This window comes from Pseudomonas mandelii (assembly GCF_002251635.1).
In the GTDB taxonomy this organism is placed as follows: Bacteria; Pseudomonadota; Gammaproteobacteria; order Pseudomonadales; family Pseudomonadaceae; genus Aquipseudomonas; species Aquipseudomonas mandelii_B.
The window spans coordinates 137,548-150,000 of sequence record NZ_NMOJ01000092.1; the positions used below are offsets into that span (position 1 = coordinate 137,548).

Consider the following 12,453-nt stretch of genomic DNA (forward strand, 5'->3'; position numbering starts at 1 on the left):
CAGTTTCCGGCGTGCCGTGCCACCCTTTCAATGGCTCGGCTCAATCCCATCCTCCAACTCCAGCATCAACCCGCTCAAGCGCTTGACCTTGCGCCGCACCGCCTCCTCGAACACCCCGGCACGAGGTTCGATCAGGGTGAACCAGTTCTTGGCCCGGGTGATCCCGGTGTAGATCAGCTCCTTGGTCAGTACAGGGTTCAGGGCATCCGGCAGAATCAAAGCCGTATGGGCAAACTCCGAGCCCTGGGATTTGTGTACGGTCATGGCATAAACCGTTTCGACATCGTTGAGTCGACTCGGCAGAACGAATCGCACGCCACCCTGGCCATCATTGCGCGGGAACGCCACACGCAGCACGTGCTTCCCTGCCTCAGGCCCATCACGCTCCGGCAGTTTGAGGGCAATGCCGATGTCACCGTTCATCAACCCCAGGCCATAGTCATTACGCGTCATCAATACCGGTCGACCTTCGTACCATTGCTGGTCGCTGTCGATCAGTCGAGCCTTGAGCAGCGCGGCGGTCACACGTTGATTCAACCCCTCCACGCCCCACGGCCCTTTGCGTACCGCGCACAACAACTGGAAGGCGTCGAAAGCTTGCAATACCTGACGCGCCCAATCGGTCCAGCGTGAGTCTTCGAGCAAGCTGTCGAGCGGTGGCCGCTGGCTGCGCAGCAGACTCAGGTAGTGGCGATAACCTTGCGGTCCGTCGCCATGGCCTTCGAGCAGCAAGCGTTCCAGCGCCCGGTCGTGCTCACCTTTGAGGGGCAGGGAAAACACGTCGGCGTGACTTCGAGCTGCGAGCAACGTGCGGGCTTCCTCCGGTTGCTGCTGGTTGACCCAACGCGCCAACTGGCCAATGCCGCTGCCCTCACCGAACCGGCGCGAGTGACGCAGCATCACTACTTGCTGGGCCAGGGGATGAGTTGCGTCAGCGTCTTCCTGCAAACCGCTGGCTTCCAGGCTTTCACCACTGACCGTCTCCAGCCACTGGCGCGTTTGCGGGCTGTACCAACCGGCCTCAGCGTCGCGGCACAAATCGCCGAGCACGGCGCCGGCCTCCACCGAGGCGAGTTGGTCCTTGTCGCCCAGCAACACCAAGCGGGCGTGGGGCGGTAAGGCGTCCAACAGGTTGGCCATCATTTCCAGGTCGATCATCGAGGCTTCGTCCACCACCAGCACATCCAAAGGCAAAGGGTTGCCGGCATGGTGACGGAAGTGCCGGGTGCCGGGGCGACTGCCAAGCAAGCGGTGCACGGTCGTCACGTCAGAGGGGATCTTGTTTCTTACATTTTCATCGACTTCCAGCGTCCGGACTTGCTGGCTGATGGATTCCGTCAACCGTGCCGCCGCTTTACCGGTGGGTGCGGCAAGGCGGATTCGCAACGGTTTGCCGGCCTCCACCGCTGGCGCCTGGAGCAATGCCAGCAACCGCACGACGGTGGTGGTTTTACCGGTCCCCGGGCCGCCGGTGACAATACTGAACGCGCTGCGGGTAGCCAGGGCACAGGCGAGTTTCTGCCAGTCGATCACTTCGCCGGGGCTGGCTGGACCGAATAAGCCAGTGAGTCGCTGGGGCAAGTCATCCGGCGTTGTTTCGTGTTCAGCGAGGCGCAGGCGCAGGGCGTTGTCGATGCGTCTTTCGTAAACCCAGTAGCGGCGCAGGTACAGGCGCTTGCCCGACAACACCAAGGGCCGTGATTGCGCAGCCTCACGACCATCGACCGCCAGAGCCACCAGACGGCTGGACGCCAGGACCTTGCACCAATGGGCGCCATCCAGTGCTTCAAGCAATTGCGACGGCAACACCATCGCGCCACTTTGCAGATCGCCTTCCGGTGGCAGCGACAGGGCAAAATCCGGCTCTTTGAGCGTCTCGAACAGGTCCAGGCAGACATGGCCGTGACCCAGTTGGTGACTGGTCAATGCGGCGGCGAGCAACACCAACGGATCGTCGTCGGGGGCAAGCTCATGGAGGAAGGCCACAAAGGCCTTGTCCAGCGCCCGCAGCCAGCCGCGTTCGACCCAGCGCGAGAGTAAAAGCAACAAGTCATCGGCGCGACTCAGGGGTGCCAGATCCGCCAGGCTGTCGGCTGCCAATGGCGTGGGCAGCAAATCGGCGAAGGTGCGGCTCATAGTAATACTCCCTGTTCCCAGGCAGGCTCGGCCTTGGGTTCTGGCTTGCCCTGGAAGAGTCGATCCAGACGCTCGATCAGCTCTCTGGGCGGACGGGCGAAATAGACGCCCTGGGTGGATGCCCGTGTGCCGCGCAAGAACAAATACAGCGCGCCACCGACATGCCGGTCGTAATCGTAGTCGGCAAGCCGCGCCTTGAGTTGGCGATGCAGGGCCAACAGGTACAACACGTATTGCAGGTCGTAACGATTGTCGAGAATCGACTGCTCCATCGCGTCTTGGGTGTAGGCCGAATCGTCGGGGCCGAGCCAGTTGGATTTGTAGTCGGCCACGTAATAGCGGCCGTCGTGTTCGAAGGTCAGGTCGATAAAGCCCTTGAACATGCCGTTGAGCAACACCGGTTCGGCGGCGACCCGGGACACACCGTTATGGGTGTATTGGCGCACCAGTTCATCCAGTTTGAGCACGTCGACTTTATGGCTGGCGAACCAAAACTCCATCTCGACCCGGTATTGGATGAGCTGCTCGAACACGACCGGAGGCTGCCCCCCGCCGAGGTGCAACGAAGACTTGAGCAAGTGCTGCAGCCAATCGCTCAGGGTGCTGATCCAGCCTTCCCAGCCACGGCGATTGCAGCGGCGGGCAATGGCATCTTCCACGACTTGTGGTGCAGCAGAAAAACCTTCGTCACCGGCCCACTCCAGCAAACCATGGAGAAAGGTGCCGGGGTTGGGACCACGGGGGAATCGGTGGATATCGGCACCACCGGCGGCCACGTCTCGTGGCGCCTGCGGATCAAGACGTTCATCGTCAAAGAGCTTTTGCGCCTGCGGGTTCTCCGGGGCTTCGTCACTGCCCACGCTCAGGCTGTCGCCGATACGCAAAGCGCTGTAAGAAGCAATCCACCAGTTTTCACTGGCCTTGCGCTTGGGTATCAGCGGCGCAAGCAGCGTCGCGTCATTGCGTGGGGGATGGTAATGCTCGGCCGTTGCTGGCGGCATATCACCGTACAGAAGTGCCGGGCAGTCCTGCTGGAGGTCTTCGAGCCAGCGTTTCAAACCTGCGGACTCGGCCAGAGGGGCACCGCCGCCAAGCAAGTAACCCAACGCAGAAAGGTGCAGTACCGAGCTGTTGTTATTGCCGCGCTTGAGATCGGTCACACCCAGCCAGCAGGCATGTTGCGCCCGGGTCAGGGCGACATAGAGCAAACGCAGATCCTCGGCCAGACGTTCATCATCGGCCAGGGCGATCAACTCGGCAGTCGGCTTCAACGTCACCTGCGCCTTGCCGTTTGCATCGTGGTAATGCAGCGGCAATCGGCTGCCATCCACCGGTTTGGCCGAGCAGATAAAGGGCAAAAACACCAGGTCGTATTCCAGGCCTTTGGACTTGTGAATGGTGACCACTTTGACCAGTTGCTCATCGCTTTCCAGGCGCAGGATCTGTTCTTCACCGGCCTGACCGGACAACGCCAGATGCTCGGACAAATGACGAATCAGCGCTTGCTCGCCATCGAGTTCGGCAGCGGCCTGTTGCAATAGCTCGGACAGGTGCAGCAAGTTAGTCAGTACACGTTCGCCGTCGCTGCGCGCGATCAACGATCGGGGCAACTGGAAGTCATGCAGCAAGCGCCGCAACATGGGTAGCACGCCTTGCTTGCGCCACAGCTCGCGATAACCACGGAACTGCATGACNCGGGTTTCCCACGCCAGTTCGTCCTGATTCAGACGTTCCAGTTCCGGCAGGGAAAGGTTCAGCGTGATGCTGGCCAATGCGGCTCGCAGCGGTCGCTCGACATCCGGCTCGGCACAGGCTTTGAGCCAGGTCAGCAGGTCGTGGGCTTCTTGAGCGGCGAACACTGAATCCTTGTCTGACAGATAAACGCTGCGTACCCCGCGTGCAGACAGTTCGCCACGCACGGCCTGGGCCTCTTTGCCATCGCGAACCAGAATCGCAATGTCCGCAGGCAGCAGGCCCCGCAAGTTTTTGTCCTTCTCGATGAAACCTGCCCGACCTTCCTGGCCACCATTGAGTAACGCAGTGATTTCACTGGCGCACGCGGCGGCGAGTTTTTGTCGGTATTCCGCGCCGGACAGCGGCTGATCGGCGGACAGGTGCCAGATGTTCAGAGCCGGCACGAGCTGGCCATCGATGTGCAGAACTTCTTTACGCCCTTGGGATTCGACGGGCAGGAACGGTACCGGGTTCTCACCGTTCTTTTCACGAAACAGAAACGCGCCGCGCCCCAGCTCACGAGACTCCGCGCGCTCGAACACATGGTTCACCGCATTGACCATGCCATGGCTGGAACGGAAATTCGTACCCAGTGTATGCAGACGGCCGGCGGTGGCCTGGCGGGCGCGCAGGTAGGTGTAGATGTCGGCGCCGCGAAAGGCGTAGATCGCTTGCTTGGGGTCGCCGATCAGAAACAGGCCGCATTCGGGGTTGTTGTCTTCGATGCGATAGATGCTTTCGAAAATCCGGTACTGCACCGGGTCGGTGTCCTGGAATTCATCGATCAACGCCACTGGAAACTGCTCGCGAATCAGGGTCGCCAGGCGTTCACCACCTTCGGATTGCAACGCCGCATCAAGGCGCAGCAGCATGTCGTCGAAGCCCATCTCCGCGCGGCGACGTTTTTCTTCTTCGAACCGTGCCCCGACCCACTGCGCGGCATGTTGCAGAACGGCTGCGTCGGGGGTTGGCAAACCGTCTAGGCTGGCCTTGAGCGCGGGCATGGCGTCCAGCCCCGGATGACTGGGAGCGTCGCCTTTCCAGGCTTCGGCCATGCCGTCAGGCGTCAGGCGAGTGAAGCCCGTGCCGATATCCAGTTGCTCAAGGGATTCATCTTCGGCCCAGGCTTTGAGTTTTTCGAACCAGGGTTCGAAATAACGTGCCTGCATCTTTCGACCGTCGACACTTTTGCTCGCAACACCTTGGTGACAGATGGCAAGCAGTTCGTCCGCCCATTGGCGCCAGGGCATCTTGAGTTCGAGCAAGGCCAAGCGCCGTTCCTGCAAGCACTCGGCGATCAGCTCGGCAGGTTCCTTGCCTTCAACGCTGTCACGCTCACTGGCGAACAAACTGCGTACTCGCGGCAATAACGCCGCCGGACCACCCCAATTACCCCGCACCCAGTTCAGTGCATCACCTTGCATCGGATAGCAGAACAGCCGCCAGTAGTCGCGCAGCACTTCGCCGAGCAGGTCGCTGTGGTCGGTTTCCAGGGTCTGGGTGAACAGGCTGCCGCTGTCGAACGCGTGTTCGCGCAGCATGCGCTGGCACCAACTGTGGATGGTCGAGACGGCGGCTTCATCCATCCACTGCGCGGCAATGTCCAGACGGTTCGCACAGCCGGACCACTGTTCGGGGAGGTACTGGTCACGCAATTCCGCGATGAGGCTATCGGGTGCCTGGGTCTCGTCACGAAAGTATCGGGCCGCTTCGGCCAGACGGGTACGAATACGTTCGCGCAGCTCTTTCGTCGCGGCATCAGTGAACGTGACCACGAGGATTTGCGGCGGCAACAGTTCACGCCCAAACCCACTCGATTCGCCACCGTGACCGAGGACCAGACGCAGGTACAGCGCAGAAATGGTGAACGTCTTGCCGGTACCGGCGCTGGCTTCGATCAGTTGGCTGCCGCTCAAGGGAAAAGCAAGGGCCAGCGGTGTTTTCGTAGTCATGAGCGCGCCTCCTCGCTGGTCAATGAACGCCAGGGGGCTTCAAGCATCGGTTTGTACAAAGCGTTGCACCAATCGGGGAAGGTCTCCTCGTCGGTCAGAGCGTCGAAATCGGCGAACTGTCGTGCCAGTGCCGGGCTTTCGCGACGTTCGCCGTCGGTGGTTTGACCGTCGCCTTCATAGGCCTTGCGAGCGGCGGCGTCGGCTTTGGCCGGGTCAGTTTGAGAGAGCCACGCGAAGGCGGTTTTCACGGCAATCGGCAGGGGTTGGCGCATGCCGGTTTGCCACGCTTGCAACAGGTTACTCAGGGCATGCCGTGCAGCGCCCAGTTCCAAAGGGGCCAGTAGCAGACTGTCGTCACTGGCGACCAGCGCGGTGGTCATCGACATGCCGCTGGCGCAAGCCACCAAGTGATTGACCCAGGGTCGCGTCAGACGATGCCACTTGCGGGTCTTGATCGAACCGATGCTGTTAGGAATGGTGGTGACTGACAGCAGGCCGCCATCCGCACGTTGGTGCAGGCCACTGAGCCAGCCTTCCAGGCGCAGGCCTTCCAGTTCGAGGTTGACTGGCAACGCACTGGTGAGCGGTGTCGGCCACAACGCAAGGAGTTGTTGATAACGCTGCAACAGATCCGGCAGTGGCTCGATCAACTCTCGCTGCAGGCATTCGCCGAAACCGGCCATGGGCAAGAGCCCACTGTTTTGTAAACGTTTGGCCTGGGCCTCAAGCGCATCGTCGGCGTGATCCAGTTGCCCGAGCGCCGCTTCGAGCAAACTGTCACTGAGGCTATAGCGTTGGAGAGCGTCGAGTACAAAGGGCTCTTCGTCGGCCAGGGGGGCCTCAGCCGCTTCGAAGTACACCTTGAGTCGCTGACTGAAAAAATGTCGCACGGGATTGCGCAGGAAGTCCTGCAATTGACCGAGGCTCAGCGGCTCTTCCTGAACATAGGCATCAAGGGGCTTGATGTCCGTTGCCTGTTCACTGGCTTGATGAAGCACCTGCCACTCGCTTGCGAAGCTGAACAGGTCATCGCCTTCATGAAAATAGCGGGCGCTGAAGGGTTGCAGCGGGTGTTCCTGAGTCATGGCTTCCAGCAGTTTTTTACTGTCGGCCTGTAATCGCCAGCCACCGGCGAGATGATCGCGCAGTTGGCCAATCAGTACGGAGGCCGGGCGGTCGCTGTTGTCACGGATGCTGCGGCCGACCCAACTGATATACAGCTGGTCGCGGGCTGACAGCAGGGCTTCGAGCAGCAGGTAGCGGTCGTCTTCACGGCGTGAACGGTCGCCGGGGCGGTAGTCGCTGCCCATCAGGTCGAAGTCCAGCGGCGGTTGTGCGCGCGGGTAATCTCCATCATTCATCCCGAGCAGACAAACGAGTTTGAAGGGGATTGCCCGCATCGGCATCAAGGTGCAGAAATTGACCGCCCCGGCCAGGAAGCGCTGGGAAAGGCGGCCCTGGTCGAGGCCTGCCAGCCAGGCTTCACGGACCACGGTCAAAGGCAGCTCATCATGCAAGCCCACTGATTCGCAGGTCTCGAGCCAGGTTTCCCGCAGTTCTTCAAGTTGGCCCAACAAATAGTCGTCATGTTCATTGCTGGCCTGGAAGAACAACTGCACCAAAACCTGCATCCTGACGCCCCATTGCTTGGGCGGTGCCGGTTGAGTCAGCTCCTGGTGGGCAATCTCCAACGCGTCCAGCAGTGCGACCAAAGGACCGATGAGCGCAGCATCCAGACCGCCAATTTCGTCGTAAGGCTCAATGCCCTCGCAGGCGGCGGCGCTGCCGACGGCATAACCGAGCAGCATCCGGCGCAAGCCGAATCGCCAACTGTTTTGCTCCAGCTCGTTTGGCAAGCCCAGACCTGCACGTTGCTCGGCATTCATTCCCCAACGAATACCTGCGCCTTCGATCCAGCGATGCAGGGTGGGCAGGTCACGTTCCTCGACACCGAAGCGAGCGCGCAGTGAAGGAACATCCAGCAGATCGAGGATTTCACTGACGGGGAAACGGCTGTCCGGCAGTTTGAGTAGATGTTCGACAGCAATCAGCAGCGGATCACGACCGCGCTGGCCTTGGTCCGCGAGTGTGAAGGGGATGAAGCGCGGATCGAAGCGATCAAGTTGACCGAAGACTGCACGGATATGCGGTGCGTAGCTGTCGATGTCCGGGACCATCACGATCACGTCGCGAGGCTTCAATTCTGGATCGGCACTGAAGCGTGCGAGCAGCTGATCGTGGAGGATCTCCACTTCGCGCTGGGCGCTATGGGCGATGTGGAAACGAATCGATGCGTCCTGATTGAGATCGACAGGCGGCCAGAGTTCGCGGGTTTCGTTGAGGGGGCGCAGTTCAAGGATGTCGTCCTGCAACTGGTTAAGCATGGTCTGTGGCTGGCTATCACTGAACAAGTCGATGCGCCCATCACGAAATGCCGAGCGGTAGCTGCTGGGATCGTCGTAGCTGTCGAGCAGATTGATGTAGTCCCGCCCCTGCTTGCCCCATGCCGCCAATAGCGGGTGAGCATGTTGATGAAGGGTTTGCGGATCAAGCACAACAGGCATCCCGCTCTTGCGAGCCTGGCGCTTGTATTGATGCCGCAAAAGGTCTTTATCGGCGACGATGTCTGCCCAATGGTGACGACATGGGTTGTGTACGCAAAGCAGGACCTGGCTGAATCGCGCCAGTCCGGCGAGAGCTTCGAGCGCTTGTGCCGGGAGAGAGGAGATCCCGAAAACGATCACCCGAGAAGGTAGTCCTCTGGGTGCCACGTCGAGGCTGTTGATACGTTCGATGAACCGTTGATGAACACCGGCACGGCTTTGCGCCATACCTTGCTCACCCACATCCAGCAACAGAGCCCGCCACAACTCTGCCTGCCAGCAGTTGGCTGGGGTCAGGAGCTTGGCTTCGCCTCTGCCGTTTCGCAATTGATGACGACCTTCCGCCCAATCTTCGAGCCAGTCGGCCCGGTATACCTGGTATTGGTCGAACANGTCGGCCAACCGCTCTGCGAGTTGATAGCGTTTGCGCAGGTCAGTGTCGTGGGTGAGGAAACGCTGCAGCGGTTCGAAATGCGGTTGATTGATCAGCTGCGGAAGCAGACGCATCAGCCGCCAGGTCAGTGGGGCCTTATCAAGTAGGGATTTGACTGGAATTTCATCACGGCCCAGAACCATGCGATAGAGCTGCCACATNAAGCTGCCCGGAAGTTGAACATCAATGGCTGCCGCAATGCCGCAGCCGCCCATGTCGTCTTCTTCAGGGTCTTCAGCCAGAGCCAGCTTCAGCCACTGGGCGATGCCGTTGCTCTGTACCAGTGCGATTTCATTTTCCAAGGGAGCCAACGGGTAGCGCCGCATCCAGCTGACCACCAGGCTGCGCAACTCATCCAGGCGATTACCGTGAACCACCATAAAACCAGCACTGAGGGACGTCGCGTCCGGCATAAAGGCTTCCTTGGGAAAATACAAAAGCTAGGGCCGAACCTTAGCATTGTCGGGAGACTGTGACAGCCGGGAGCCGTCTGATGTTGCTGTACGAACTTTCCTGCGGACAAAACAAAACCCCTACCTGCATACGCAGATAGGGGTTTCGGAATTTAATCTTGACGATGACCTACTCTCACATGGGGAAACCCCACACTACCATCGGCGATGCATCGTTTCACTGCTGAGTTCGGGATGGGATCAGGTGGTTCCAATGCTCTATGGTCGTCAAGAAATTCGGTAGCCAGGTCGTTTGCCTTACGGCGCACGCTCCAGCGAATGGGTATGTGATAGATCTCGGTGTTTTGTGAGCCATTCGAACTTTCGGTTCGTTTCGTCTTCACACACCGCAATCTGGTGCCTTTTCAGGTCAGCAAATTGCTTGGGTGTTATATGGTCAAGCCTCACGGGCAATTAGTATTGGTTAGCTCAACGCCTCACAGCGCTTACACACCCAACCTATCAACGTCGTAGTCTTCGACGGCCCTTCAGGGGACTCAAGGTCCCAGTGAGATCTCATCTTGAGGCTAGTTTCCCGCTTAGATGCTTTCAGCGGTTATCTATTCCGAACATAGCTACCCGGCAATGCCACTGGCGTGACAACCGGAACACCAGAGGTTCGTCCACTCCGGTCCTCTCGTACTAGGAGCAGCCCCTCTCAAATCTCAAACGTCCACGGCAGATAGGGACCGAACTGTCTCACGACGTTCTAAACCCAGCTCGCGTACCACTTTAAATGGCGAACAGCCATACCCTTGGGACCGGCTTCAGCCCCAGGATGTGATGAGCCGACATCGAGGTGCCAAACACCGCCGTCGATATGAACTCTTGGGCGGTATCAGCCTGTTATCCCCGGAGTACCTTTTATCCGTTGAGCGATGGCCCTTCCATACAGAACCACCGGATCACTAAGACCTACTTTCGTACCTGCTCGACGTGTCTGTCTCGCAGTCAAGCGCGCTTTTGCCTTTATACTCTACGACCGATTTCCGACCGGTCTGAGCGCACCTTCGTACTCCTCCGTTACTCTTTAGGAGGAGACCGCCCCAGTCAAACTACCCACCATACACTGTCCTCGATCCGGATAACGGACCTGAGTTAGAACCTCAAAGTTGCCAGGGTGGTATTTCAAGGTTGGCTCCACGCGAACTGGCGTCCACGCTTCAAAGCCTCCCACCTATCCTACACAAGCAAATTCAAAGTCCAGTGCAAAGCTATAGTAAAGGTTCACGGGGTCTTTCCGTCTAGCCGCGGATACACTGCATCTTCACAGCGATTTCAATTTCACTGAGTCTCGGGTGGAGACAGCGCCGCCATCGTTACGCCATTCGTGCAGGTCGGAACTTACCCGACAAGGAATTTCGCTACCTTAGGACCGTTATAGTTACGGCCGCCGTTTACCGGGGCTTCGATCAAGAGCTTCGCGTTAGCTAACCCCATCAATTAACCTTCCGGCACCGGGCAGGCGTCACACCCTATACGTCCACTTTCGTGTTTGCAGAGTGCTGTGTTTTTAATAAACAGTCGCAGCGGCCTGGTATCTTCGACCGGCATGAGCTTACGGAGCAAGTCCTTCACCCTCACCGGCGCACCTTCTCCCGAAGTTACGGTGCCATTTTGCCTAGTTCCTTCACCCGAGTTCTCTCAAGCGCCTTGGTATTCTCTACCCAACCACCTGTGTCGGTTTGGGGTACGGTTCCTGGTTACCTGAAGCTTAGAAGCTTTTCTTGGAAGCATGGCATCAACCACTTCGTCATCTAAAAGATNACTCGTCATCAGCTCTCGGCCTTAGAATCCCGGATTTACCTAAGATTCCAGCCTACCACCTTAAACTTGGACAACCAACGCCAAGCTGGCCTAGCCTTCTCCGTCCCTCCATCGCAATAACCAGAAGTACAGGAATATTAACCTGTTTTCCATCGACTACGCTTTTCAGCCTCGCCTTAGGGACCGACTAACCCTGCGTCGATTAACGTTGCGCAGGAAACCTTGGTCTTTCGGCGTGGGTGTTTTTCACACCCATTGTCGTTACTCATGTCAGCATTCGCACTTCTGATACCTCCAGCAAGCTTCTCAACTCACCTTCACAGGCTTACAGAACGCTCCTCTACCGCATCACTTACGTGATACCCGTAGCTTCGGTGTATGGTTTGAGCCCCGTTACATCTTCCGCGCAGGCCGACTCGACTAGTGAGCTATTACGCTTTCTTTAAAGGGTGGCTGCTTCTAAGCCAACCTCCTAGCTGTCTAAGCCTTCCCACATCGTTTCCCACTTAACCATAACTTTGGGACCTTAGCTGACGGTCTGGGTTGTTTCCCTTTTCACGACGGACGTTAGCACCCGCCGTGTGTCTCCCATGCTCGGCACTTGTAGGTATTCGGAGTTTGCATCGGTTTGGTAAGTCGGGATGACCCCCTAGCCGAAACAGTGCTCTACCCCCTACAGTGATACATGAGGCGCTACCTAAATAGCTTTCGAGGAGAACCAGCTATCTCCGAGCTTGATTAGCCTTTCACTCCGATCCACAGGTCATCCGCTAACTTTTCAACGGTAGTCGGTTCGGTCCTCCAGTTAGTGTTACCCAACCTTCAACCTGCCCATGGATAGATCGCCCGGTTTCGGGTCTATTCCCAGCGACTAGACGCCCTATTAAGACTCGCTTTCGCTACGCCTCCCCTATTCGGTTAAGCTCGCCACTGAAAATAAGTCGCTGACCCATTATACAAAAGGTACGCAGTCACCCAACAAAGTGGGCTCCCACTGCTTGTACGCATACGGTTTCAGGATCTATTTCACTCCCCTCTCCGGGGTTCTTTTCGCCTTTCCCTCACGGTACTAGTTCACTATCGGTCAGTCAGTAGTATTTAGCCTTGGAGGATGGTCCCCCCATATTCAGACAAAGTTTCTCGTGCTCCGTCCTACTCGATTTCATGACTAAGAGATTTTCGCGTACAGGGCTATCACCCACTATGGCCGCACTTTCCAGAGCGTTCCGCTAATCTCAAAGCCACTTAAGGGCTAGTCCCCGTTCGCTCGCCACTACTAAGGGAATCTCGGTTGATTTCTTTTCCTCAGGGTACTTAGATGTTTCAGTTCCCCTGGTTCGCTCCATACACCTATGTATTCAGTGTAAGGTAACCAT

Annotated in this window: 3 protein-coding genes and 2 rRNA genes (1 of these 5 only partly in view); all 5 read right to left on the minus strand. The window is 58.2% G+C overall.

Annotated features, from left to right (window positions below; all coding sequences use genetic code 11):
* Positions 1 to 27: 27 nt before the first annotated feature.
* Positions 28 to 2,136: an exodeoxyribonuclease V subunit alpha gene (gene recD, locus B7L09_RS13725; protein ID WP_094469257.1), complete on the minus strand. Its 2,109-nt coding sequence runs from the start codon at positions 2,134 to 2,136 to the stop codon at positions 28 to 30.
* Complete coding sequence (recB, locus tag B7L09_RS13730; protein WP_094469258.1) at positions 2,133 to 5,822, minus strand: exodeoxyribonuclease V subunit beta; 3,690 nt, start codon at positions 5,820 to 5,822, stop codon at positions 2,133 to 2,135. The genes recD and recB overlap by 4 nt, the downstream gene beginning before the upstream one ends.
* Positions 5,819 to 9,271, minus strand: a complete 3,453-nt coding sequence (gene recC / locus B7L09_RS13735; RefSeq protein ID WP_094469259.1) for an exodeoxyribonuclease V subunit gamma — start codon at positions 9,269 to 9,271, stop codon at positions 5,819 to 5,821. Before recC ends, recB begins: the two co-directional genes overlap by 4 nt.
* 156 nt (positions 9,272 to 9,427) lie before the next feature.
* Positions 9,428 to 9,543, minus strand: a 5S ribosomal RNA gene (gene rrf, locus B7L09_RS13740).
* A 160-nt stretch (positions 9,544 to 9,703) separates the two neighbouring features.
* A 23S ribosomal RNA gene (locus B7L09_RS13745) occupies positions 9,704 to 12,453 on the minus strand (it continues 142 nt past the right edge of the window).